Origin of the sequence: Bacillus sp. SRB3LM (genome assembly GCF_015712745.1) — a bacterium.
In the GTDB taxonomy this organism is placed as follows: Bacteria; Bacillota; Bacilli; order Bacillales; family Bacillaceae_G; genus Bacillus_A; species Bacillus_A thuringiensis_K.
In genome coordinates this window covers 288,569-314,542 of the sequence record NZ_VWVQ01000103.1, presented here as the reverse complement: position 1 = coordinate 314,542, position 25,974 = coordinate 288,569, and the positions used below count along the sequence as shown (strand labels likewise).

Here is a 25,974-nt window from a genome sequence, read left to right as displayed (position 1 = left end):
TTTATCAATTCTATTTAGAGAAATAATAGTAAAAAAATATATTTTGTCTAGTAATTCGCTTGAAATAAAGAAGTAACATGCGTAAAATCGTACGATTTCGTGAACAAATGTAGTAAACAATTTTCTCGTAGTGTTAACTTTTGTTATTATAAACATAACCTATTTTTAGGATAGAGAAAAGAGGTTTATAAATGAAGCGTTATCAAAAAATAATTGGTCTTATGGTTGTATTTTGTCTCTTTGTACTTGCCGGATGTAGTGAATCAGGTTCAAAGCTTCGTAAACCATTAAATTGGGATTTAGAAACTTTCCAATTTACAAATCAAGATGGAAAGCAATTCGGTACAAAAGATTTAAAAGGGAAAGTTTGGGTTGCAGATTTTATGTTCACAAATTGTCAGACAGTTTGTCCGCCAATGACTGCAAATATGGCCAAGCTGCAAAAGATGGCAAAAGAAGAGAAATTAGACGTTCAGTTTGTTTCATTTAGTGTAGATCCAGACCTTGATAAGCCAGAAAATCTGAAAGCTTTTATTCAGAAGTTTACAGAGGATACTAGTAACTGGAATTTATTAACAGGGTATTCGTTAGAAGATATTACAAAGTTTTCAAAAGATAATTTCCAATCACTTGTAGATAAGCCGGAGAACGGTCAGGTCATACATGGTACATCATTTTATTTAATTGATCAAAACGGAAAAGTAATGAAAAAGTATAGTGGCATTAGTAATACGCCATATGAAGACATTATACGTGATATGAAGCGATTAGTGGATTAAAAATAAGGGTGCATAGCACCCTTATTTTTTTGCATTAGTCTATGGATAAAATGTCATGTTGCTGGGGAAGTTTCGGCGCTCGAATTTCTAATACGCCGTTTTGATAAGAAGCTTTTGCCGCTTTTTTATTAATTGAATACGGTAACTTAATCAATCTTGATGCTTCTGAAATGGAACGTTCTCGGCGATAATAGTTATGGGATGTTTGTTCTTCTTCCTCTTCAAGTATCTCTTCTTTTACAGAGACTTTTAAGTATTCACTTTGTATTTCAATTTGAATTTGTTCTTTTTGTATACCTGGTAGTTCAGCTGTAACAACGAGTTCTTCACCAACTTCATATAAATCTACAGGGAATGTTAATAAACGGTTTCCTTTTTGGAAAAAATGATTTAAATCAGCGATTACATTGCGAAGAGGTGTTTGCTCGAAGAAATCATCAATTTGCTTTAAGTAATTACGAACCGGTGGGCGAGAAGAATCTTTTTTTTCTTCACTCATGGTATTCCCTCCTAGAAATCAATTTGCAATATCATATGACAAAAGCGGAGAAAGGTGAGTGCCTAGTTTTCATGTTTTCATAAAAAATTGTTAAAAATGTGAAATGGAGTGATTTTTTTATAGTTTTTGGTCGCCATATTCAGTTGATTATGCTAGTATAAATAGGGTTGATATAGTAGTATAGAGACAGAATGAAAACTGAAAGAGGGTAAGAAGTATGTGTGGTTTTGTAGGATGTTTATGTGAAAACCCTAGAGAGTTTTCAGAAACAGAAAAACATCAATTTGAAAATATGAACACGATGATTTTCCACCGTGGTCCAGATGACGAAGGATATTTTCGTGATGAACATGTACAATTTGGCTTCCGCCGTTTAAGTATCATTGACTTAGAGGCAGGACATCAGCCGCTAACTTATGAAAATGATCGATATGTAATTATTTTTAATGGTGAAATTTACAACTATGTAGAATTACGTGAAATGTTACTTGAAAAAGGTGCAACGTTTGCAACGCAATCTGATACAGAAGTTATCATTGCATTGTATGCACATATGAAAGAAAAATGTGTAGACTACCTTCGTGGTATGTTTGCATTTATGATTTGGGATCGTGAAGAAAAGAAACTTTTCGGTGCACGTGACCACTTCGGTATTAAACCTTTATACATCGCACAACAAGGTGATACTACATTCTTCGCATCTGAGAAGAAAAGTATTATGCATGTGATGGAAGATAAAGGCGTTAATCCAACGTCACTACAACATTACTTTACGTACCAATATGGTCCAGAGCCAGAAACGTTAACAATTGATGTTAATAAAATCGAGCCTGGTCATTATTTCGTAAAAGAAATCGGTAAAGAGATGGAAATCCATCGCTACTGGAAACCTTATTTCAATGCTTCAAGTGCAACGAAAGAGGAGCATATCCAAGCGATTCGTGATGTGTTATATGATTCAGTAAAAGTGCATATGCGTAGTGATGTACCAGTAGGTTCATTCTTATCTGGTGGTATCGATTCATCTATCATCGCTTCTATCGCAAGAGAAATGAATCCAAATCTTTTAACATTCTCTGTTGGTTTTGAGCAACGTGGTTTCAGTGAAGTTGATGTTGCGAAAGAAACTGCTGAGAAATTAGGCGTTAAAAACCATAACGTATTCATTTCAGCGAAAGAATTTATGGATGAGTTCCCAAAAATCATTTGGCATATGGATGATCCTTTAGCTGATCCAGCAGCTGTACCATTGTACTTCGTTGCGAAAGAAGCACGTAAACATGTAACAGTTGTTCTTTCAGGTGAAGGCGCAGACGAGCTATTTGGTGGTTATAACATTTACCGTGAGCCAAACTCACTAAAAATGTTCTCTTACATTCCTAGCCCAGGTAAGAGCGTTCTAAAAGCATTAAGTGGTGCTCTTAAAGAAGGGTTTAAAGGTAAGAGCTTCCTAGAGCGTGGATGTACACCAATTGAAGAGCGTTACTATGGAAATGCTAAAATCTTCCGTGAAGAAGAAAAAGCTGAATTAATGAAGTATTACAATGAAAGTGTTAACTATATGGATATCACGAAACCATTGTATAATGAGATTAAAGATTATGATGATGTAAGTAAAATGCAGTACATTGACATGTTCACATGGTTACGCGGTGACATTTTATTAAAAGCTGATAAAATGACAATGGCAAACTCATTAGAACTTCGTGTACCGTTCTTAGATAAAGAAGTATTCGATGTTGCATCTAAAATTCCAACTGAATTTAAGATTGCTAACGGAACTACGAAAGCTATTTTACGTGAAGCAGCACGCGGAATCGTTCCAGATCACGTATTAGATCGTAAAAAACTTGGATTCCCAGTACCAATTCGTCACTGGTTAAAAGACGAAATGCATGATTGGGCTATAAATATTATAAACGAAAGTAAGACAGAGCATTTAATCGACAAACAGTATGTATTAAACTTACTGGAAGCACATTGTGCAGATAAAGGCGATTATAGCCGTAAAATTTGGACTGTACTTGCGTTTATGGTATGGCACCAAATTTATGTTGAGCATAAATACGATACGAATAAGTTCCATGAAGAAACAAAACGTGCGTATAGCTTAGTTTAAATAGAAAAACCTTAAGATCGCATACGGTCTTAAGGTTTTTTTCATAAATAGGAAGTATTATTGATACAATAATAGTAAAAGGATGGACAACATATGATTACGTTTGAGAAAGTTACTGTAGAAAATGAAAGCGTTGTTAAAGAAATGTTTAAATCGCATAGTTTAGGTGAGAAAAAGGTACAGTACTGTGTAAAAGTTGATGATACATATATTGGTGTAATAGATTATAGTGTACAAGAGGAACAGGCTGTTTTATCACAGCTAATTATTCATTTTGATTACCAAGGTTACGGTTATGGTACAAATACGTATTTTACATTTGAAGAAATGATGAAACAAAGAAATGTGAAAGAAATAAAAGTGCTACAAGAGAAATTAACAGAAAAGGCGAAGTCTTTCATAGAGAGTTTTGGTTTTGCTTCAGAAGATGAAGAGTATGTAAAGAAAATATAACGATGATTATTTATGCGATACAATAAACATAAGGCAGGTGGATGTATGACGATGACTTCTGGTCTTGTATTAATTGGAGGGTGCTTTATAGTAGCAGAATTATGTCATATAATCATTCGGAAAAGAATGAGTAAGAAAAAAAAGCCGTATGAATTACAATACGTCTCTGTCTTTTTCATTATGTTTTGTATGCTTAGTACATTACAAAATCTAATGAACTTTCCACCACTTTTAAATGTTTTTTTAAAGTTCGGTTTACTTTATAGTGGTGTTGGAATAGCACTTTTATTTATTTTATTTTGCATACGTTATGTTCACTATCAATCGTATATATTTATTTTAAATTGGTTAAAGCAAGATGATAGAAACCGCCTTACATAAGGCGGTTTTTTTATTTGCAATTGTAACAGAACTTGTACATTTCACATAAAATAGGACGAGTAGAAATGCAAACATATTACAAGAAAGGGGCGGGGCAATAAAATGAAACTTGTTATAGACGCAGGGCACGGTGGATATGATTCTGGTGCTGTTGGTAATGGTTTAGTAGAAAAAAACTTAACACTTCAAATTGCTAGACGCGTTCGAGACATTTTAACGGTAAATTACCCAATTACAATTAAAATGACACGTGATAGTGATGTGTTTATTTCTTTATCGGAACGTGCTAATATTGCTAATGCTTTCAGTGCGGATTATTTTATTTCATTTCATATTAATAGCGGCGGGGGTACAGGTTTTGAAAGTTATATTTATAATGCGTTATCCAATACCAGCACTGCATATGCAAAGCAACAAAAAATGCATACAGCTGTCAATCCTGTATTAACAAAATACGGTCTTCGTGATCGAGGAGCAAAAAAAGAAAATTATGCGGTATTAAGAGAAACCAAAATGGATGCAATTTTAACTGAGACTGCTTTTATTGATACAGCGTTTGATGCAAATTTATTAAAAAATCCACAATTTATTGAAGATCTAAGTCAAGCGTATGCAAATGGAATAGCAGCTATTTTTGGAGTAGATCCAAATCCACAACCGACACCTCAAACGAAGGGAATCGCTTATATTCTTGGGAAAAATGTAAATTTAAGAAATGGTCCATCAACTTCTTCCTCAGTTATTCGTCAATTAAATTCTCCAGAATCTTACGTTGTATATCAGGAAAGTAACGAATGGCTAGATTTGGGGAATGGACAATGGGTGTATAATGATCCTTCTTACATTAATTTTGTAAAGACAAGCAACAGTGATGGAAGCCCGATTGGGGTTGCATATATACAAGGGATGAATGTAAATTTAAGAAGTGGTCAATCAACTACATCTGCAGTTATCCGCAAATTAAATTCTCCAGAATCTTATTTAGTATATATAAATGAAAATGGTTGGTTAAACCTTGGTGGAAATCAGTGGGTATATAATGACCCAGCATATATTAAATATACTCAATATTAGGAATTAAAATGATAATGCAATATGGATGCGTATTCTTGTTATGTATAACAAGAATACGCATTTTAATAACAACATTTATTTTCATACTTATGCACTATGTTTTAAAAAGAAACATTAGAAAAGCGGATAGAATCTAAATAGTATATATTAAAAAAGTTTTCTGATATACATTGACAATGTATGTAACATCCATTAATCTTTAATTGTTAATGATAATCGATTTCATCTAGGGAGGACATATGATACATACTAAAAAACTAATTATGTTCTGCATTACGATACTCATGGTTGTAATTGCAGGATGTAGTAAAGAAGAGAAAAAAGAAAATAATATATCAGCGAAAGCAAAAGATTCATATACGATAAAGCATGCAATGGGTGAAACGATAGTAAATGGTACACCTAAAAAAGTTGTTGTTTTAACAAATGAAGGCGCAGAGGCTCTCCTAGCTGTGGGCGTAACGCCAGTGGGGACTACGAAACCACGTGCTGGTGATGAATGGTATCCTCATATAGCGAAAGAGTTAAAAAACACGGAAGTTGTAGGAACTGAACGTGATATTAATTTAGAGGCTGTAATGAAGCTTAAGCCAGATTTAATTATCGGAAATAAAATGCGTCATGAAAAAATATATGATCAGCTAAAAGAAATCGCACCAACTGTTTATGCAGAAACATTACGCGGTGATTGGAAAGAAAACTTTACACTTTATACAAAATCTGTAAATAAAGAAAAAGAAGGGCAGAAAGCTCTTGATGATTATAAAAAACGTATTGAAGGAATGAAAGAGAAGTTAGGCGATAATTTGAATTCTAAAGTTTCTATTATTCGTTTCGTACCAGGTGACGTTCGTATTTATCAAAAAAACTCATTCTCGGGCGTTGTTTTAAATGATATTGGATTTAAACGACCACCATTACAAGATAAAGATGATTTTGCGATAAAAGGAATTACAAAAGAGCAAATTCCAAATATGGACGGAGACTACTTATTCTATTTCACGTCTGATAAAGATGCAGATAAGAATAATGAAGGAAATTCGTTAGCAAAGGAATGGATAGAAGATCCACTCTTTAAGCAACTACAGGCTTCTAAAAATAATAAAGTATTCCAAGTAGACGAGGTAATCTGGAATACAGCAGGCGGTATTAAAGCTGCGAACCTTATGTTAGATGATATTGAAAAATATTTCCTTAAATAAATGATAAAATACATCACTTTTACGAAGTGATGTATTTTTTGTTTGTGAAAATACAGAAAATTCCTTCTTTCAGGGTGTCATAAGTTGTACAATAAAATCAATCATGTGATAAAGGAGTGGGGAAGAATGAAAGCTACTCATAAAGATTGGATCTTGTTTAATGGGAGAATGATTAATACGAAGGAAGAACAGCCGATGGTCGCATTAGAAGAGCGAGGCTTCCAATTTGGTGATGGGATTTATGAAGTATTTAGACTATACGACGGCAAGCCTCATTTATTAGATTTACATTTGAAAAGATTCTTTAACTCTATGGCAGAAATAAAACTAATTCCACCATTTACGAAGGAAGAATTAGTAGAAGAGTTATATCAAATGATTGAAAAAAATCAATTTCAAGAAGATGGGAATGTATATTTACAAATATCAAGAGGTGCACAACCGCGCAATCATGTATATGAATCAGATTTACAACCGACATATTTTGCAAATCTTGTTTCGTTCCCAAGACCAGTTGCTTCAATGGAGGCAGGGATTAAGGTGACAGTAGAAGAGGACATCAGGTGGAAATTTTGCCATATAAAATCTTTAAATTTGCTTCCTAATATCATGATCAAAAACAAAATAAATGAACAAGGTTATCAAGAAGCAATATTAGTACGAGATGGTATTGTGACTGAAGGATGTCATTCCAATTTCTTTATCGTGAAGAATAATAAGTTAATTACACATCCAGCGGATCATTTCATTTTACATGGTATTACACGTCACTACGTAATTACATTAGCGAAAGAGTTACATATCGATGTAGAGGAACGAGAGTTTTCATTACAAGAAGTATATGACGCTGAGGAGTGCTTCTTTACAGCGACGCCACTTGAAATATTCCCAGTCGTTCAAATTGGTGATGAACAATTCGAGGCTGGTGAAAGAGGACCAATTACGAAAAAACTACAAGCTGCATACGAAGAGAGTATTCGTTTGTTTAAAGTGACAAATTAATCATGAAGAAAAAAGCTGGTATTCTTCCGGCTTTTTTTCATGATATAATTCAAGCATAGGACAAGTTTTGAAAACGCTGTAAAAAGGGGATTTAATATATGAATTATGAAAATTTTAAAGAAGTAATTCACGGAAGACGAAGTGTTAGAAAGTTTACAGATCAAGAAGTATCTACTAATGATATAAAAGAAATAATTGATTGTGCTCGTTACGCACCGAGTGATACCAATTCACAAACGTGGGAATTCTTAGTTATCATGAATCGAGAGAAGATTAAAGAAATTGAACAAATGACATGGGATGCATTACATAAACTTGCGGCAAAAGCAGCAGAAAATGGAGAAGAGAAAGCAGGGAAATTACTTACACGTTCTTTCGGACCATATGCAACAGCTTTCTCGGAGGCACCAGTATTAATCGTATGTTTGGCAACACCATATGAATCAAAGTTCCGTGAAAAGATATTTGATCCAATTGCTTTTGTTCCAAATTCAGTTTGGGAAGAAGAAGGCATTAAGAGTAGTTGTTTAGCGGCACAAAACTTAATGTTAGCTGCACATGCAAAGGGGCTTGGTACTTGTCCAATGACAGGGCCAGTATTGCTAGCTCAAGATGAACTGCGCCAATATTTACAAATTGAGCTTGAAAAACAAATAAATATGGTTATTTCACTCGGATTTCCGAAAGATAAACCGAAGAAACTTCCAAGAAAAGAAGTAGATGAGATTACAACGTTTGTTTTTTAATTGCTGTATAGAAAAGACATTGAACTAACAATGTCTTTTTATTTTTGAGGGTATGTAATTCATATGTTGGGCTAAAATGATAGATAAGAGGAAATTACTATTTATTTCATAAAAAAAATTAATGTTCTATTAAGGAAAGTATGATACATTAATCGTGAGCAAGATTCTATTTGTTCATGAAAGTGTTGAAAGTAGTCTCAAAATTTAAAAGTTATTTTTGTATAATAAATTATAATGAAGTTACAGGGGGGATGAATTTTGAAAAAATTCATAATCACTGGATTGTCTGTATTGTTATTAGTTGGTTGCGGTGCTCCACAGGAAAAAGAGGACGCGCAATCAAAACAGGAAGAACAAGTTGTAAACGCAAGTGATGAGAATATGGTTGAATTTCCTGAAGGAGCAATGTCAATTGGAGAAGGGAAAGTAAAAGTTATTACTCCAGATGGTACTTCAGAAAACGGCAATATACCGACTGTATTCATCAAAAAGGATACGTTAATTCAGCAAGTTGAATTAGAACTTTCTAATTTTCAAAGTGATAAAGAAACATTCGTATTTGTAGATCAAATGTATACGGATAAACATCAAGTAACTAGTACAACGCAGACAACAGTGCAGTTAAAAGAAAAAACGCTGGAAACAGGTAGTCATACAATTACTGCAGTTCAGTATGAAAACAATGACCCGAAAGGAAAGGTTATTAGTTTTAATCAAGCAACATTTGAGACAAAACCAGCGTCTTAATATGAATAAAAAGTACATTACTCAAAAAGTAGTGTGCTTTTTTGTTTGGACTAGAGTGTGCAAGAGTGAATAACTTATTTCATTTTCTAATACGATTAAATAGGAAGTAATCACTTGTTACTACTATGACAGAGAAAGAGGTTGAAGATGTGAATCGGTGTATTCGTATCATTTTGATTAGCCTAATGATGGCAGTAATTTGGTTTACGATACAAGAGATGATTCAAGCTACGCTCAATTATCAAATTCATGACTTGTTAATAGGAGCTATTTGTTTTACCATTGTTTATCTATTATATGATAAACTCGGACTAAGGTAAGTTTCAGAAGAAAAATGTAGGTATTTCATTTAAAATGTCGAATAGTACACATGATGTCGTAATAACAAATTTTCTATTGTTTACTGTGAAACAGAAGAAGGAGAGATGGTGGTTATGAAACGAGCTCTTATTAATATTGATTATACATATGATTTTGTAGCGAAAAAAGGTGCTTTAACTTGCGGAAAACCAGGACAGGAAATTGAGAAGGAAATTGTACATATAACGAAGCAATATATTGAAAATGGAGATTACGTTGTCTTTGCTATTGATAAACATGAAGAAAATGATGTATATCATCCAGAATCAAAGTTATTCCCGTCTCATAATATAGCTGGTACAAGTGGAAGAGATTTGTTTGGTGAATTACAAGATGTGTACGAAACATATAAAAATGCAGAGAATGTATATTACATGGATAAAACACGGTATAGTGCATTTGCTGGAACGGATTTAGAGATGAAGCTAAGAGAAAGAGGAATTGAAGAGGTTCATCTTGTAGGGGTATGTACTGATATTTGTGTTCTTCATACAGCAGTAGATGCGTATAATAAAGGGTTTAAAATTGTTGTTTATGAAAAGGCAGTTGCATCTTTTAATGCGCAAGGACATGAATTTGCACTTGGACATTTTAAATCTTGTTTACATGCAGAAGTGAAATAAAAAAAAAGGCCTTTAAAAAGGTCTCTTTTATTTGTCCTTGTTCATTGAAAACAGCTACCGCAACGCCTAATAAATTGAGTGGTCTTGATCCGACAACTTTTCTAAGTTCTTCAATATATCCCATTGTATGTAACCTCCGTAAGAAAAAATAAGAGCAAATAAACTATTCGTTATTATGTAAATATATTTCTCTTTATAAGGGGAGAGATGACATATAACTTATTTGTGTTATTTGGTAAAATATACATCAAAAAAGGTCAAATAAAATCTTTGACCTTTTTTGACCAAGTGTTATAATAAAGGCAGAAAGAGATAATCTTTCATTCATAAATAATAAGGAGGAAAAAATATGCGTAATTTATTTCCAGAGATAACAAAACGTCAAAATGGTATTTTTGATTTTGGGCCTTCTTTATTAGAAGGGATGACAGATGCTTTCTTTAAGCCACTGAACATGGATACTTTTAAAGTAGATGTTCATGAGCAATCTGATAAATATACTGTGAAAGCAGATTTACCAGGTTTTCAAAAAGAAAACATTCAAGTTGATTTTGAACAAGATGTATTAACGATTCAAGCAACTAACCATAATGAAGTAGAAGAAAAAAATGAGAATGGCACATATATTCGTAAAGAACGTTCTATAGGTTCTGTAACTCGACGCTTTAGTTTTAAACAAGTTGAGGCAGAAAATGTTAGAGCAAATTATAAAGATGGCGTACTGACAATAGAATTACCAAAATTGAAAGAAGAAAAAAACAGTAAGACAACAATTAACATCGAATAAAAGAGCTGATGATTTCAGCTCTTTTTTGTACTTAGTTAATAAATTAATTGAAATCTTAATGAGTAGAATAAAGTTGTAATATTAAAAATCACTATTAGCTCCCTTTAGATTATTAAAAAGGGTATATTTAAAGGGAAAGGAAAAAGAACACCTAGACATACTGTTTAAAGTGAATTAGTAATAGAGTCAAAATACATAGTAAGGGTAGTGGCATTTAAGATTAGGATAATAGATTTTTCTAGAACAAACTTAGGCGATTACGAATTTTTTAATTAGTAAGGAAGTGGTTAAATGAGCTTATTAACGCATACTGAAGAATTTTTTAATTATGTAAGAGAGTTTTTACTTTTAAGATTTTTACTATTTGCTTTAGTTTTAATCATTATTTCTTTTGTAATAAACCGTATTATTGATTGGTTTTTTAGGAAATCAAGCTTTTTTGATGAAGAGGTAGAGCAGACGATTCAAAGTGTAATTCGATCTATTTTTAGATATATCATTATCATCAGTCTTATCATATATTTAATTAGCCAATTTGTAGATATAAAAAGTATTATTGCAGGTGCAGGGATAGCTGGAGTTGTCATCGGTTTTGCTGCACAACAGATGCTAAAAGATGTTATATTAGGCTTTGCAAGATTAGCGGACAAAGAGTTTCGGGTTGGTGATTTTGTAACTTTTAACGGAACAAATTCAGGAACTATTGAAGAGATTAGTATTCGTTTTATGCAAATTCGTGAATGGTCAGGAAAACTACTTACCATCCCGCACGGAGAGATTAGAACGATACAAAATTTTAATAAAGGATGGATGCGTGTAATTGAACGCATCACTGTAAGTTATCAGGAAGATCCAACAAGAGTGAAGGAATTATTAGAAGAAGTATGTGTTATATGCAATGAAAAATTGAATCAAACTCTTTATAGAGTAGAGGATGAGGCTGTTGAACCATTTAAATACGTCGGTGTTACAGACTTAAATCCTAACTTGAAATATGTTGGGTATGAATTTTGTATTACAGGTTTAATAAAGCCAGAAGATTATTTTGAAACTTCTAGACAAGTAAGATTTGAATTAATGTCTATGTTCCATAAAAATCAAGTGCAAATGCCAGCAGCGAATATGGTTGTTACTACTGAAGGCTTACAGCATATCCATGGTGGACAATCTTTATCGGACAGCTAAAGTAGAATCATTTGTTAACAAAAATTTTGCTTCCAACATTGGATAGAATAACAATAATAAAATGATTGATATAAAGAAAGGGCTGAAGGAATTCGGTTCTTTTTTTATTTATAGAATTTAGAAATTTCTTAATGTTATAATTGTAGTTGGTGATGAGAATGAGCTTTGAAGAAAAAGAGATGCATCGTTTAGAAGCATTAAAAGAAATTGCTGAATTATTAAATGAAGCAACAAACTTACAGGATATGTTAGAAAAAGTGTTGCATACATTGTTACAAGTTATGAACTTACAAACAGGGTGGATATTCTTTATTGATGAAAGTGGAAAGCACAGCATGCTTGTAGACGAAAATTTACCAGAGGCTCTTACGTGGCAAGAGAAGAAGCCGATGTGTGAAGGAAACTGTTGGTGTGTAGAACGTTTTGTGAATGGGAGATTGGAAAAAGCGACTAATATTATTGAATGTAAGCGAATAGAAGATGCAATTGAATGTAATTGGGGAGAGACAGAAGATGTTACACATCATGCGACAATTCCGCTTAGGTCTGGATTGGAAAAATTCGGTATACTAAATGTGGCTGCACCTCACAAGACTCATTTTTCAGAGGAAGAGTTAGCGTTATTAGAATCAATTGCATTTCAAATTGGAACGACAATACAACGTATTCAATTAGTTGAGAAAGAACGTAAATATGTAGTGGTAGCGGAAAGAAATCGACTTGCACGTGATTTACATGATTCAGTAAAACAATTGTTATTTTCTATTATGCTAACAGCGAAAGGTACTCTGAATATGACGCAAGATAGAGAATTGCAAGAGATGTTAAGTTATATTGGAGAATTATCACAAGAAGCATTACAAGAGATGACGCTATTAATTTGGCAATTAAGACCTGAAGGATTAGAGAAAGGATTAGCAGAAGCAATTCAAAATTACGGGAAGTTATTAGGAGTTCAAGTGGAAGTTCGAATTGATGGGATGGTTTTAATTGGGGATGAAATAGAAGAAGTTTTATGGCGTATTAGCCAAGAGGCGTTACATAATTGTAAAAAGCATGCTTCGTGTGAAAAGGTACATGTTCTTTTAAAAATAGAAAATAACCAGTTACATTTTTACATAGAAGACAATGGAATAGGATTTATACAAGAACAAGTAAGGGAATCAGCACTTGGTCTGAAAAGTATGAAGGAACGTATTCAGTTAATGAAGGGATCGTTTCAAATTACAACAGAGCTGAAAAAGGGTACAAAAATAGAAATTCAATTGCCGATTTGAAGGGGAGAATAAGGTTGAAGATTAAACTGCTACTAGTTGAGGATCATCATATCGTTCGAAGAGGACTTGTATTCTTTTTGAAAACGAGAGAAGAATTTGAAATTATTGGGGAAGCGGAAAATGGCGAAGAGGCATTACATTTCGTGCAAAAAGAAAAACCGGATGTCGTACTAATGGATGTATCGATGCCGAAAATGGATGGAATTGAGGCAACAAAACGTCTAAAGCAATACGATGAGACGATAAAGGTACTTATATTAAGTAGTTTTTCAGAGCAAGATTATGTTATACCAGCACTTGAAGCTGGAGCAGATGGTTATCAATTAAAAGAAGTACAACCTGAACAACTTGTCGCTTCTATTATTGCAGTATATCAAGGAAATGCGAATTTTCACCCGAAAGTAACACCTGCATTAATAGGGCGTTCCGCAGTAAAGAAGGAAATAGAAAATCCTTTTTCAATGTTAACGAAAAGAGAGCAAGAGGTACTTCGCGAAATTGCGAAAGGAAGAAGCAACAAGGAGATTGCAGCAGAACTTTATATTACAGAACAAACTGTGAAAACACACGTTTCAAACGTTTTAGCTAAATTGGAAGTGGACGATCGTACGCAAGCCGCATTATACGCAGTTAAACATGGGGAGAATTATTCATAAGTATGAATAATTCTATTATATCGTATGACAGAATACATAGGAGCAATTAAATTTATAGTAATCCCTAATATAGGTTTTTCTTCTTTCAATAATTAGGTACAATAAAGTGAAACTCTAATCAGTGGGGGACCATCCCCACTGATGATTAGTTTAACTAATCGGTTTTTACAGGATAAAGCTACGATGGAAGGGGAGGATATGCTATGCCTGATACAAGAAGTGGGATTGGAAAGATTCAGGCTTCGTTAAATGGTTTATCACCGAAATTGCGAAGTATTGCCGAACATATTTTGAAACATCCACAAGATGTTGTACATAAATCTATTACAGAATTAGCTGAAGTTACGAGTAGTTCCGAAGCTACGATATTCCGCTTATGTAAACACCTTGGTTTGCAAGGTTTTCAAGATTTAAAGATTACATTAGCTCGTGAAATTGTACATACACCGATGCAAAATATTCATGAAGAGGTATCAGCAGAAGATAGTATGGTAACTGTTGCTAAAAAAGTTTTTCATTCGCATATTACAGGACTGCAAGATACTTTACATTTGCTAAATGAAACGGCACTTGAGCAGGCTGTACGAGCCTTGCAAGAAGCAAGTCGAATTGAGTTTTATGGAAATGGTGGCTCTGGTATTATTGCAATGGATGCGTATCATAAGTTTATGAGAACGGGTATTTCTTGTATCGCTCATACTGATTCGCATTTTCAAATTATGGGAGCAGGTTTACTCTCAAAAAACTCAGTTGTTATTGGTATTTCTCATTCTGGTAGCAATAAAGGATTACTTGAAGCATTAGAAGTAGCGAAAGCAAGAGGGGCCAAAATTATTGCGATTACGAGCTATAAGAAATCAGCATTAAGTCAACTTGCTGATATAACGTTATATACATCAACACGTGAGACTGAATTCCGCACAGAAGCAAGTTCATCCAGATTAGCACAGTTAAGCTTATTAGATACTTTGTATGTAGGGTTGTCGTTGCAGCGACAAGAGGAAACTCTAAAAAATTTACAAAGTATACGTGAAACGATTTCGATGAAGCGAATATAAAAAAGCTCTTCAAATGAAGAGCTTTCAGACTGTAGACAAACTATTTTTGGAGAGTTCAAATGCTAAAAGTAGTTTGTTTCTTATTTTAGGGATAATTTATCCAATGACATTTATATGTAGTGCTTTCTATACTATAATTTACTATAAGTGAGGAAGGTGTCTTATGAAAATATCTGTTTATGTTGCAAGTGCATTTAGCAAGGATCATAAAGGCGGAAATAAAGCAGGAGTGGTATTTATTGAGGATACATTGACCACTACTCAAAAAATGGAAATAGCCAAACAACTGGGCTATGCGGAAACCGCATTTATATCAGAATCTGAACTTGCTGATTATAAATTTGAGTATTTTACACCGAAAGAAGAAGTTGATTTATGTGGTCATGCCACAATTGGCTCTTTCGCGATACTAATGCATTTAAATAAACTTTTCAGGAATCGCTATACGATTGAAACGAACAGCGGTGTTCTTACTATTACTATAAAAGATGACATTATATTCATGGAACAAAATAAACCGATATTCTATGATGTTGTATCTCCAAACGAGTTCACCGACTGTTTTGATAGTAAAGATATAGACAATAAATACCCAATTCAAATTGTCTCCACGGGCTTAAAAGATATTTTAATTCCTATAAAAAGCGAAACACAATTACATGCACTGCAACCTAATTTTGAAAAAATTAAAGAAATCAGCAAGTATTATAATGTTGTCGGGATGCATCTATATACTTTTAATGACAATCGAATTATATGCAGAAATTTTGCTCCGCTATACGACATCAATGAAGAAGCAGCGACTGGAACTTCGAACGGTGCATTAGCTTGCTATCTTTATGAACAGGACTACTTGAAAAAAGAAGTCTATGTATTTGAACAAGGTTATTCTTTACACTCGCCTTCTGAAATATTAGTTAAATTAGCAACCAATAGCAAAAATAAAATAGAAAAAGTTTATGTTGGTGGCAAAGGATATTACTGTGAAACTAAGTGTTTACATGTAGAAAATATTGAGTGAAGAGCTTTTTTATCGGTGAGAAGTTTGTTAATTTATTTTGTTTTAGAAATATGTGACTTACTTATAGTCAATGATAAACTCTCATTTTTAAAAATTTAAAATAAAGACCGATTTGTGTAATAATTCAAATATTGTTCATAATTTCACAAGCTGTTTATGAAGTGTCATGTTATGATGAAGATGTAATGATGATTGAACACTTAAATTTGGTACAATAACTAGCCAAAGTAGTGAAGAAAGTAGTTGTGAGATAAACTCATTAAAATGCTAAAACACTAAAGGGGAGATCACATATGAAAGCAGTAGTGGTTAATAAAAACAGCAAAGCAAACATCGAAGTGATTGAAAAAGAATTACGTCCGTTACACTCAGGTGAAGCGTTAGTAGATGTAGAGTATTGTGGAGTTTGCCACACTGATTTACACGTTGCAAATCATGATTTTGGTAACACTGATGGCCGTATTCTTGGTCATGAGGGTGTAGGTATTGTTACGAAAATAGCTGATGATGTTACTTCACTAAAGATAGGTGACCGTGTAAGCATTGCATGGATGTTCCAATCTTGTGGACGTTGTGAATATTGCGTAACTGGTAGAGAAACATTTTGCCGTGAAGTTAAAAATGCTGGTTATTCAGTGGATGGTGGTATGGCTGAACAATGTATCGTTACAGCTGATTATACGGTAAAAGTACCAGAAGGATTAGATCCTGCTCAAGCATCATCAATTACTTGTGCTGGTGTAACTACATATAAAGCTATTAAAGTATCAGATATTAAACCTAGTCAACCTATTGTAATCTATGGCTGCGGTGGATTAGGTAACTTAGCTATCCAATATGCTAAAAATGTATTTGGTGCAAAGGTAATCGCAGTAGACATTAATGATGACAAATTAGCCTTAGCAAAAGAAGTTGGTGCTGATATGACTATCAATCCAATTTCTCAAGGTCCTGCTGATAAAATTGTGCAAGAGGAGTTTGGTGGCGCTTATGCTGCGGTAGTAACAGCAGTCTCTAAAGTAGCCTTTAACTCAGCAGTTGATGCAGTACGTGCTTGCGGTAAAGTAGTTGCAGTAGGGCTACCAGTAGAAACAATGGACTTAAACATCCCACGACTTGTACTGGATGGAATTGAAGTAGTTGGTTCTCTAGTTGGTACTCGTAAAGATTTGGAAGAGGCGTTTATGTTCGGGGCAGAAGGAAAAGTAGTGCCGGTTGTTCAAACTTGTTCTCTAGATAAAGTACAAAATGTATTCGAAGAAATGGAACAAGGTAGAATTCAAGGGCGTATGGTAATTGATTTTAAAAAACATAATAATTGTGATTGCAAATAATTCACTTTAAATATAAAAAGCATGAGTCTAGCAAATACATGTAAAAAAGTTAGACAGCATAAGAAGATGATCCCTGTATTTAATAGGAATCATCTTCTTTATTTTCTAATAATATCAATGCAAATTAATACTTGATTAATGAGAAATGATTAAAGGTTTACTTTATTTGCAAACGAAAAAGAATCTTTATGTTTAACAAATTTTTTATGATCTGGAACGTTTTGAATTGCTACAATTTGCGAATCTCTTGCTTTCAGTGAATCTTGAATCCCGATGGTCATAAGCTTAATAAATAGAATGGTAATAAAGAATGAAGCGAGAGTATAAAAAATAATCCACCATGAAAGATTCATTTCATTACGATTTAATCCAATAAGGCCTGCCCAATCATTAGATAGAGAAACAGGTTTGAGCACTCCGTCATAGAGTTCACGCATTTGTATGCCGCCAATTACAATGTTAAGCAACGCTAAATGGATAACGAGTATGAGTGTTTGGACGATATGTTCCATAAATAATACAAATAAGCGGTCAAGTAATAAGACTCGTAAGTGTTTTTTAATAATATGAAAACGACTAGCCCCCAGTAATTGTGAACTTAAGATGTAATCTTGTTTCATAAATTCATCAACCTCTGAGGATATGTATAAAGAAAGTGTAGGCAGAGCGACAAAAATAAGTACGAGTACTTGATAAAACGTAAATGAAATATTTGGATCTACCCCATCAGCATTTGATGTAATTATAATATTAACGGGCGTGATGAGTATGAATGCGATAAATAGAGTTGGAATATAATAAAAAACTTCTGAGCATGACTGGAAAAATCTCTTGAGTTTTGGAGCAAATAAACTTAAGAGGATTCCTATACATGTTCCGCATAAAATTCGAAAGAAGCTAATTGCCACGGCTAATAAAATAGTGAATTTTGCTCCTTCTACAATTTGTAAGAAAACAGACTCTCCAAAACGATCAGATCCAAAAGGTGGAATTAACGATGGCGGAAAGGGGGCCTTTCCAAGTAATTCGTTATTGTCATTGTAAAGTAACTGAGGAGGTTTTGGGATGTTATCTTTAAAGAACCAACTATAAATAAAACTAGCTGAAATAAGTATGAATAGATAAGCAAAGCCGATTAAAAAGCGTTTTGATTTCCAAATAGATTTCATAATGATACTCCTTTCAATTGCTTTTTCCATCTATTCATCATGAATGAGGCTATTTGGAAAATGGCGTAAAATGGTAAAATTATCATAACAAGTATGATAAATGCAGCTGGAGGTGAAACAAACGCCTTATTAAATAAAAATTGAATAATGCCTTCCATATTAAAAACAAATTCTAAAATGAATAAATTAGAAAGTAAGAAAACAAAAATTGTTTTTAAATGGTGGAAGAAGTGGATAGATATATTTTTGAATAAATGGATGCATAGTATATAACTTGAGGTAAGGCCTTTTCCATATGCAACCTCTACGTAATGTTTTCCTTGCTCTTCTTTTATGTATAACACCATCATCCGAAACATTTGTAATGTAGGTAAGACAGCTAATGATAAAATAGGGAGTAAATAAGCTCGATTTTCATTAAAAGAAATAATAGTGACAGGAGATTCCCCAAATTTCTGAAGTACCCATATGAAAAATATTTGCAAACAAATCATCATCATCATATCAGGGACAGCTTCTAATATGAACACAATTCGGTTTATCCATTTTTTTATATAATCTTTTGCTAAAAAATAAAAAAATGCCATGCTAGATGATAAAAAGAGAGCAAGAAAAAAGGCTGAAAATAATATAGTAAATGAATATAGGTAAGGTTCTAAAACAGTTGGAAATAATGGTGTTTTTTTGAAATGGCCAAACTTCGGGTCTGATCCTATAATCACTAATGATTCAGGGGAAAAAACCTGTTTTAACATAGTAACGGTCTGATTAAAAAAATAAATTGGTTGAAAGGTAAATCCTTGTTGGGTGATAAATAAATAAGGTAAATTTAATAATAGTAAGAGTGATAAAAGAATTGATGAAAGCTTAATTGTGAATTGAGATATTTTATTTAACATTAAATCCCTCCGACATCTTTTTACAACATTATACAATAAATTCCGTGTTATTGTTTTTATTTTTCTGAAAAATAAAAATACTTTTGGTTTTATAGTATGCAAGATATATTTACAAGATAAAAAAGGGTTAGTAGGGGGCCGCGCTCTATGTTTATCAAGATAAAAGACTAGTGAACCTAAAACAATAAATAAGAGCAAAATGCACAGAATTCTCATTCTGCGGTTAGTTACTTTTCTTGGCTTGATGGTGATGTTACGTGACCGCTAAAAATGAATATTGTTTTTTAACTCTTTCTTCAAGCAAATAAGTAGAACGTATGGAGGACTATGTATGTGTTGTTAATGAGAGGAAAGAGTGTATTGCGTAACGAATATAACGTAATTTTACCGCATGGAAAAGCTAAATGTAGTATATAAGTGAAATGGAATGAGGGGATTTATTTTTCGATATGAAAAAAATTTTCTTTTTATAACTTGATAAATGAAAAAATATTTTATATACTAATTCATGTAAACGGTTTACTAAATCGTATTTTGCTAGAAATGAAGGGAAGATTCGCATGGAAACAAGGGGGAGAGTAATCGGGATTGATATCGGTACCACAAGTACAAAAACGGTTGTGTTCACAGAAAAAGGAAAAGTCATTGCATCACATGCAATCGATTACCCAATTATTCAACCGAATGTAGGATGGGCTGAGCAAGATCCTGATGTAATATGTGCCGCTGTATACAAAAGTGTAAGCGTTGCCATTGAAAAAGGTAATGTATTACCAGAAGATATTTCTTCAATCGGTATTAGTACAGCTATGCACGCATTAATTGCAGTAGATGAAAATGGTGCGCCATTAACGCGTTCTATCATTTGGGCAGATAATCGAAGTACGAAGCAATCAGAAAAATTATTACAACAAATGAATGGGCATGAAATTTATAGACGTACAGGTACACCGATTCATCCGATGTCACCACTTTCTAAATTGTTATGGATGAAAGAAGAGGAACCAGAGTTATATACAAGTGCCTATAAATTCATTTCCATTAAAGAGTATGTGATTTACCAATTATTTTCACGCTACGTAGTTGATTATTCGATTGCTTCTGCTACGGGGTTATTTAATTTAGAAACATTAAACTGGGATAAAGATGTTTTAACTATGTTACATATGTCACCAGAACAATTATCAACCCCTGTACCAACTACATATATTTTATCAGGTATGAAGCCAGAATTAGCACAGAAGATGGGGATAAGTGCAGAAACACCAATTGTCATCGGAGCAAGTGATGGGGTTCTTGCAAATGTAGGAGTTGGTGCGATATCACCGGGTGCGGCTGCAATTACGATTGGAACGAGTGGTGCGGTTCGAACAATCTCATCAAATATAAATACAGATGAGAAAGGGAGAACGTTTTGTTACGCATTAACAGATGAGCACTGGGTAATCGGTGGTCCAACGAATAACGGTGGAATATTACTGAGATGGTTACGTGATGAATTTGGTAGTCCAGAGCAAGAAGTAGCAAGAAAGCTCGGCATTGATCCTTATGATTTATTAATTAAATATGCAGAAAGCGTACCAGCTGGAGCGGATGGACTATTGTTCTTACCTTTCTTATCTGGAGAACGCGCACCTTACTGGAATGCAAATGCTCGTGGTACATTCTTTGGAATCAATCTTCAACATAAGCGAGAACATTTTATACGTGCAGTGATGGAAGGTGTTTGTATGAGTGTATATTCAGTAGCACTCGCAATCAGGGATTGTACAGGGCCACTTACTGAAATACGAGTTTCAGGAGGGTTTGCAAAATCTGCATTTTGGAGACAAATGTTGTCCGATATGATGGGAAAAGAATTGCTTGTACCTGAAAGTCATGAAGCATCTGCGCTTGGGGCAGCAGCAGTTGCTTTGTATGCTGTAGGAAAAATTGATTCTCTTGAAGAGGTAAAGGATTGGATTGATATTGTCCATCATCATGTACCGAATAAAGAAAATACGGCTATATATTTAGAAATGTTTTATATGTATGAACGACTTTACAATCGCTTGAAAGAAGAATTTGATTGTATAGCTGCTTTCCAACGTAAACAATAGGGGGATTGGGAGAAATGGTAGTTGGGATCGTACTAGCGGCAGTTGTCATACTACTTTTACTTATTACGGTAGTAAAATGGCATCCATTTGTCGCATTAATTTTAACAGCAATTGGTGTAGGATTAGCAATGGGAATGCCTTTAATTGGAACTTCACCAAAAGATCCAGGGATTATTGATTCTATTAAACTAGGGCTTGGTAATACGTTAGGATTTTTAGCAATAGTTTTAGCACTAGGAACGATGCTTGGAAAAATGATGGCCGAATCTGGTGGTGCTGAACGTATCGCTAACACATTAATTAATCGTTTTGGAAAGAAACGAGTTCATTGGGCGATGATGTTCGTTGCATTTTTAGTAGGGATTCCGGTATTTTTCCAAGTTGGATTTGTACTATTAATTCCGTTAGTATTTACAATTGCGTTAGAAACTGGGGTATCACTTATTACAATTGGTATTCCGCTAGTAGCAGGACTGTCAGTCGTACACGGACTTGTTCCACCGCATCCAGCGGCAATGGCGGCAGTTGGTATTTTTAAAGCAGATGTAGGGAAGACAATTTTATATGCGTTAATTGTCGGACTTCCAACTGCAATTATTTCAGGTCCACTTTACGGGAAATGGATTGGTGCTCGTATACATAAGGAAGTACCATTAGATATAGCGGAGCAATTTATTGAAAAAGATAATAAAAAAGAGCTTCCTAGCTTTTGGAATACATTGTTTACAATTTTACTTCCAGTATTTCTTATGCTTGGTGCATCAATAGCAGAAGTTGCATTAAATAAAACGAGTCAACTAGCACAAGTATTACACTTTATTGGAGATCCGATTGTGGCTTTATTAATTGCAACCATTTACTCTTTCTTTAGTCTTGGATATGCAAAAGGTTTCTCAAAAGATAAAGTGTTACAATTTACAAATGATTGCCTTGGACCTATTGCAAACATATTGTTAGTGATTGGTGCAGGCGGTGCATTTAATAAAGTATTATTAGATTCTGGAATTGGAACGACAATTGCAGATATGGCGAAAGAATCACATATTTCACCGATATTATTAGGGTGGGGAATTGCGGCACTAATCCGAATCGCAACTGGATCGGCAACTGTTTCTATGATGACAGCAGCTGGTATTGTTGCGCCGATTGCAGCAAGCACACCAGGTGTAAATGTTGAATTATTAGCACTTGCAACTGGTGCAGGGTCATTAATTTTATCACACGTGAATGATTCAGGATTTTGGATGATTAAAGAGTATTTCGGAATGACTGTGAAAGAAACGTTATTAACATGGACTGCAATGGAGACTATATTATCTGTAGTAGCACTTGGGCTAATTTCGATATTAAATATATTTGTATAGAATAGGAGATTGATTAATATGAAACTAGGTTTAATTGGATTAGGAAAAATGGGATTCCCATTAGCTGAACACTTACATGAAGACAAGCATGAAGTAGTAGTATACGATGTAAATAAAGAGCTTGTTGAAAAGGCAGGAAAACTAGGAATTACTGCACGTCATACATTAAAAGAAATGATTGCTGAACTAGAAGCTCCTCGTACAATTTGGGTAATGGTGCCTGCAGGAGAAGTTGTAGAGTCAGTATTAAAAGATGTTTATCCGTTATTAGATGAAGGTGATATCGTTATTGAAGGCGGAAATTCATTCTATAAAGATACGTTACGCCGTGCTGAAGAAGCAAAAAGCTTCGGATTACATTATGTAGATATCGGTACATCAGGCGGTGTAGAAGGAGCTAGATACGGTGCTTGCTTAATGGTTGGTGGAGAAAAAGAAATTTACGACCAATTAGAACCTTTATTTAAAGATTTAGCAGTAGAAAATGGCTATTCTTATGCTGGCCGTGTTGGTAGTGGTCATTTCTTGAAAATGGTTCATAACGGTATTGAGTACGGCATGATGCAAGCAATCGCTGAAGGATTTGAAGTACTAGATAAGAGTGACTTTGATTTTAATTATGAAGATGTTGCAAAAGTATGGGCGAACGGATCAGTTATCCGTGGTTGGTTAATGGACTTAACTGAAAAAGCATTTGCAGAAGATCCGAAACTAGATGGCATTAAAGGTGTAATGAACTCTTCAGGAGAAGGAAAATGGACTGTTGAAACTGCACTTGAACTTCAAGCTGCAGCACCAGTTATCGCTATGTCATTATTTATGCGCTATCGTTCTCAGGAAGATGATACATTCCATGGAAAAGTAGTTTCAGCACTACGTAATCAGTTCGGTGGACATGAAGTTGTGAAAAAATAAGGATGTTTTTGAAAAGAAACTTGTGCATAAGCGCAAGTTTCTTTTTTATAGTTTAAGAAACTACTAATTTAAAAATACCAATCAATCATCGTTTTTTTGTCATAAATGACAGCTTCAACGTTCATTGAATGAACAATATATTCTATATTTTCTTCTTTAGCTAATAATAAGGTTATAAAGGAATTAAATATACTCATAAACGCATACTCATTATCTTCGCCAGTAATAATTAACTCATTATTGCTAATGTCCCAAATATCTAATGGAGTAGTATTATCTACCGCTAATAATCCGTTTGTATCAAGAATTGGTTCAGAGAAATATAAATTTTTTGCACCTTTAGAACCGAGGAGTTTAAGTAATTTATGTAATAAAAATATAGACGTATAATCTTCTGTTGGATAATAAAGATCTTTTTTTAAGTTTGAATATAGCTTTTCAGCTAAATCCTCTCTTTTATATTCTTCTGTAAAAGCACCAATGGAAGTCAACATGGCCATTGCTAATTCTGCGTATGAATGTAATCCACTATAAGACATCATTTCCTTCCAAGAAACGGATTTCCCATTATGAACGATTTCTTCAGCGCTAGGATAGATGTGCTCATATGGTCTTTTTCTCACAGACTTTTCCCATCCTAAAGGCATTTGGACAAAAGGGTGTAGCAATATAGCTGCAGATTTACAGGTGCTTGGTAGTTGTTCTAAAATTGGTGATTTGTCATCTAGCCAAATGTAATCCAACAAAATATAACCTCCTCTTAGACTTTGAAATGTACGGATTCCCGCATTATGTTTTTTGTATTGATTGTATCAAATATAAAGCGCTGCATGAAATATGTCCCAACATAAAAGTAAGAATAAATAAAATGAAGTTTTCATAAATAGTAAAAGGGTGCTTATGTCATCAGTATAGCTAAGAAATGTTGTTACATATGAGAAGAGCGTGTTAATAAAATATGAGGTGGTTAAATGGGAAATGAGCAAGTGAAGTCTGTAAAGGAAGAAAAAAAGTTATGTCTTTGTATGATCGTCAAAAATGAGTCTAGAATTATGGAAAGATGTTTAAATGCAACAAAATCAATTGTAGACTTTGTTTCTATTTGTGATACTGGATCGACGGATAATACGCCTGAAATTATTGAAAATTGGTGTAAGGAAAATGAGATACCTGGGACGGTTCATCATGAGCCGTTTAAAAACTTTGGTTATAACAGAAGCTTAGCTGTTTCGTTAGCGCAAAAAACATACCCAGAAGCAGATTATTTATTAATATTAGATGCAGATATGATTTTAGAGGTTGGTCCGAATTTCGATAAAACGAGCTTAACGGAAGATCATTATCTTACACTGCAATATGATGTTCATATTAAATATTGGCTTACGCGTCTTTTAAAAGCTTCTTTACCATGGAAATCTGTCGGTGTTACTCATGAGTATTGGGATATAGATCGTTCAAAAGTTGGAGCGAATTACAATACGAGGGTAGCTCGGTTAGAGACTCTTGTCGTGAATGATCCCGGAGATGGCGGGAGCAAAGCTGATAAATTTGAAAGAGATGAGAGGTTGTTGTTACAAGGAATAAACGACCCAGAAACAACGCCAGATTTGCATATAAGATATTTATTTTATTTAGCTCAGACTTATTTTCATTTAAGTCAATTTGAGAATTCAATTAAATGGTATAAAAAACGAGTGGAAGCAGGAGGATGGGTTGAAGAGGTATTCTATTCGTTATTGCGAATAGGATTTTGTTATGAGCAGTTAGCAAATCGTTCAGCAAATAAACAAAATGAAGTGACAGATGCTGATGAAAAAGAAACTGTTAAAGGGCAAGAAGAGCAATATTTAGCATTAGCTGTTTTTTATTTTCAAAAAGCTTGGGAATATAGACCAACCCGGGCTGAACCATTATACCAACTTGCAAGGTTGTATCGATTACGATCTCAAAACAATATTGCTTTGATGTATGCTCTGCAAGGGAAGGAAATTCCTTTTCCAAAGGATGATCTACTATTTGTAGATTATCATGTGTATGATTACTTATTTGACTATGAAATTTCTATTAGTGCTTTCTATATACCTCATAAAAAACATTTAGGAGCGGTGTCGCAGAAGTATTTGGAATCGATAAAAGAAAAGATTCCATTTCATATAGCAAATATAGTAGAGAATAATGCGAAATTTTATTAAATACATTTTCGGTTAAAGGAGTAGTGGAGTAAT

Annotated in this window: 26 protein-coding genes and 1 pseudogene; 22 read left to right on the top strand and 5 right to left on the bottom strand. The window is 33.8% G+C overall.

The window, feature by feature from the left end; translation table 11 throughout:
- Positions 1-191: 191 nt before the first annotated feature.
- Positions 192-779, top strand: coding sequence for an SCO family protein (locus tag F3I02_RS28805; protein ID WP_000833333.1), 588 nt, complete (start codon positions 192-194; stop codon positions 777-779).
- A gap of 34 nt (positions 780-813) precedes the next feature.
- On the opposite strand, the gene F3I02_RS28800 is transcribed toward F3I02_RS28805, so the two are convergent.
- The gene (locus tag F3I02_RS28800) at positions 814-1,278 is read right to left on the bottom strand and encodes an Hsp20/alpha crystallin family protein (RefSeq protein ID WP_001288085.1); all 465 of its coding nucleotides are present in this window, start codon (positions 1,276-1,278) and stop codon (positions 814-816) included.
- Positions 1,279-1,495: 217 nt separating this feature from the next.
- Between F3I02_RS28800 and asnB the strand changes: the two genes are divergently transcribed.
- From asnB to F3I02_RS28750, 10 genes are all read left to right on the top strand, one after another.
- Complete coding sequence (asnB, locus tag F3I02_RS28795) at positions 1,496-3,397, top strand: asparagine synthase (glutamine-hydrolyzing) (protein ID WP_000333816.1); 1,902 nt, start codon at positions 1,496-1,498, stop codon at positions 3,395-3,397.
- 93 nt (positions 3,398-3,490) lie between these two features.
- Entirely contained in the window at positions 3,491-3,850 is a 360-nt protein-coding gene (locus F3I02_RS28790) for a GNAT family N-acetyltransferase (RefSeq protein WP_000627518.1), read from the top strand.
- 51 nt (positions 3,851-3,901) lie between these two features.
- Positions 3,902-4,231 (top strand): hypothetical protein, encoded by a 330-nt coding sequence (locus F3I02_RS28785; protein ID WP_000200462.1) that lies wholly within the window; start codon positions 3,902-3,904, stop codon positions 4,229-4,231.
- Positions 4,232-4,333: 102 nt separating this feature from the next.
- On the top strand, positions 4,334-5,305 hold the full coding sequence (locus F3I02_RS28780) for an N-acetylmuramoyl-L-alanine amidase (RefSeq protein ID WP_196478663.1): 972 nt from the start codon (positions 4,334-4,336) through the stop codon (positions 5,303-5,305).
- A 239-nt stretch (positions 5,306-5,544) separates the two neighbouring features.
- Positions 5,545-6,507, top strand: coding sequence for an ABC transporter substrate-binding protein (locus F3I02_RS28775; protein ID WP_000581997.1), 963 nt, complete (start codon positions 5,545-5,547; stop codon positions 6,505-6,507).
- A 126-nt stretch (positions 6,508-6,633) separates the two neighbouring features.
- On the top strand, positions 6,634-7,509 hold the full coding sequence (gene dat, locus F3I02_RS28770; RefSeq protein WP_000648388.1) for a D-amino-acid transaminase: 876 nt from the start codon (positions 6,634-6,636) through the stop codon (positions 7,507-7,509).
- 98 nt (positions 7,510-7,607) lie between these two features.
- Positions 7,608-8,255 carry a nitroreductase family protein gene (locus F3I02_RS28765; RefSeq protein WP_001105564.1) on the top strand — a complete coding sequence of 216 codons (648 nt, stop codon included), beginning with the start codon at positions 7,608-7,610 and terminating at the stop codon, positions 8,253-8,255.
- 258 nt (positions 8,256-8,513) lie between these two features.
- Positions 8,514-9,002, top strand: coding sequence for a putative periplasmic lipoprotein (locus F3I02_RS28760; protein WP_000713492.1), 489 nt, complete (start codon positions 8,514-8,516; stop codon positions 9,000-9,002).
- A 125-nt stretch (positions 9,003-9,127) separates the two neighbouring features.
- Positions 9,128-9,322 carry a hypothetical protein gene (locus F3I02_RS28755; protein WP_000136532.1) on the top strand — a complete coding sequence of 65 codons (195 nt, stop codon included), beginning with the start codon at positions 9,128-9,130 and terminating at the stop codon, positions 9,320-9,322.
- A gap of 114 nt (positions 9,323-9,436) precedes the next feature.
- Positions 9,437-9,985 (top strand): cysteine hydrolase family protein, encoded by a 549-nt coding sequence (locus tag F3I02_RS28750; protein WP_000816794.1) that lies wholly within the window; start codon positions 9,437-9,439, stop codon positions 9,983-9,985.
- On the opposite strand, the gene F3I02_RS28745 is transcribed toward F3I02_RS28750, so the two are convergent.
- A complete protein-coding gene (locus F3I02_RS28745; RefSeq protein ID WP_230876926.1) occupies positions 9,954-10,109 on the bottom strand; it encodes a hypothetical protein in 156 nt (51 codons plus the stop codon). The genes F3I02_RS28750 and F3I02_RS28745 overlap by 32 nt on opposite strands.
- A 225-nt stretch (positions 10,110-10,334) precedes the next feature.
- Here F3I02_RS28745 and F3I02_RS28740 point away from each other — a divergent pair, with 225 nt between their 5' ends.
- The 7 genes from F3I02_RS28740 to adhP all read left to right on the top strand — a co-directional run bounded on the left by F3I02_RS28740 (position 10,335) and on the right by adhP (position 17,303).
- Positions 10,335-10,772 (top strand): Hsp20/alpha crystallin family protein, encoded by a 438-nt coding sequence (locus F3I02_RS28740; protein ID WP_001245051.1) that lies wholly within the window; start codon positions 10,335-10,337, stop codon positions 10,770-10,772.
- 291 nt (positions 10,773-11,063) lie between these two features.
- A complete protein-coding gene (locus tag F3I02_RS28735; RefSeq protein WP_000055370.1) occupies positions 11,064-11,957 on the top strand; it encodes a mechanosensitive ion channel family protein in 894 nt (297 codons plus the stop codon).
- Positions 11,958-12,115: 158 nt separating this feature from the next.
- The gene (casK, locus tag F3I02_RS28730; protein WP_089148440.1) at positions 12,116-13,234 is read left to right on the top strand and encodes a two-component system sensor histidine kinase CasK; all 1,119 of its coding nucleotides are present in this window, start codon (positions 12,116-12,118) and stop codon (positions 13,232-13,234) included.
- Between the two features lie 14 nt (positions 13,235-13,248).
- Positions 13,249-13,890 (top strand): two-component system response regulator CasR, encoded by a 642-nt coding sequence (casR, locus tag F3I02_RS28725; protein ID WP_000694627.1) that lies wholly within the window; start codon positions 13,249-13,251, stop codon positions 13,888-13,890.
- Between the two features lie 203 nt (positions 13,891-14,093).
- A complete protein-coding gene (locus tag F3I02_RS28720; RefSeq protein WP_001113484.1) occupies positions 14,094-14,948 on the top strand; it encodes a MurR/RpiR family transcriptional regulator in 855 nt (284 codons plus the stop codon).
- Between the two features lie 163 nt (positions 14,949-15,111).
- On the top strand, positions 15,112-15,969 hold the full coding sequence (locus F3I02_RS28715) for a PhzF family phenazine biosynthesis protein (protein ID WP_046946347.1): 858 nt from the start codon (positions 15,112-15,114) through the stop codon (positions 15,967-15,969).
- A gap of 293 nt (positions 15,970-16,262) precedes the next feature.
- Positions 16,263-17,303, top strand: a complete 1,041-nt coding sequence (gene adhP / locus F3I02_RS28710; RefSeq protein WP_046946346.1) for an alcohol dehydrogenase AdhP — start codon at positions 16,263-16,265, stop codon at positions 17,301-17,303.
- 149 nt (positions 17,304-17,452) lie between these two features.
- Here the strand turns inward: adhP and F3I02_RS28705 are convergent, their stop codons facing one another.
- Both F3I02_RS28705 and F3I02_RS28700 read right to left on the bottom strand, forming a co-directional pair.
- Positions 17,453-18,472: an ABC transporter permease gene (locus F3I02_RS28705; RefSeq protein WP_000836556.1), complete on the bottom strand. Its 1,020-nt coding sequence runs from the start codon at positions 18,470-18,472 to the stop codon at positions 17,453-17,455.
- On the bottom strand, positions 18,469-19,371 hold the full coding sequence (locus F3I02_RS28700; RefSeq protein ID WP_046946344.1) for an ABC transporter permease subunit: 903 nt from the start codon (positions 19,369-19,371) through the stop codon (positions 18,469-18,471). The genes F3I02_RS28705 and F3I02_RS28700 overlap by 4 nt, the downstream gene beginning before the upstream one ends.
- A gap of 560 nt (positions 19,372-19,931) precedes the next feature.
- On the opposite strand from F3I02_RS28700, the gene gntK reads away from it, so the two are divergent.
- The 3 genes from gntK to gnd are packed head-to-tail and all read left to right on the top strand — an operon-like array spanning position 19,932 to position 23,749.
- Entirely contained in the window at positions 19,932-21,470 is a 1,539-nt protein-coding gene (gntK, locus tag F3I02_RS28695; RefSeq protein ID WP_196478662.1) for a gluconokinase, read from the top strand.
- A gap of 14 nt (positions 21,471-21,484) precedes the next feature.
- Positions 21,485-22,834: a GntP family permease gene (locus F3I02_RS28690; protein WP_000260203.1), complete on the top strand. Its 1,350-nt coding sequence runs from the start codon at positions 21,485-21,487 to the stop codon at positions 22,832-22,834.
- An 18-nt stretch (positions 22,835-22,852) separates the two neighbouring features.
- Positions 22,853-23,749 carry a phosphogluconate dehydrogenase (NAD(+)-dependent, decarboxylating) gene (gene gnd, locus F3I02_RS28685; RefSeq protein ID WP_000765982.1) on the top strand — a complete coding sequence of 299 codons (897 nt, stop codon included), beginning with the start codon at positions 22,853-22,855 and terminating at the stop codon, positions 23,747-23,749.
- A 68-nt stretch (positions 23,750-23,817) separates the two neighbouring features.
- Here the strand turns inward: gnd and F3I02_RS28680 are convergent.
- Positions 23,818-24,581: pseudogene (locus tag F3I02_RS28680) on the bottom strand (DUF2711 family protein).
- 139 nt (positions 24,582-24,720) lie between these two features.
- On the opposite strand from F3I02_RS28680, the gene F3I02_RS28675 reads away from it, so the two are divergent.
- Positions 24,721-25,941 (top strand): glycosyltransferase family 2 protein, encoded by a 1,221-nt coding sequence (locus F3I02_RS28675; protein ID WP_000526227.1) that lies wholly within the window; start codon positions 24,721-24,723, stop codon positions 25,939-25,941.
- The last annotated feature ends 33 nt before the right edge of the window (positions 25,942-25,974 follow it).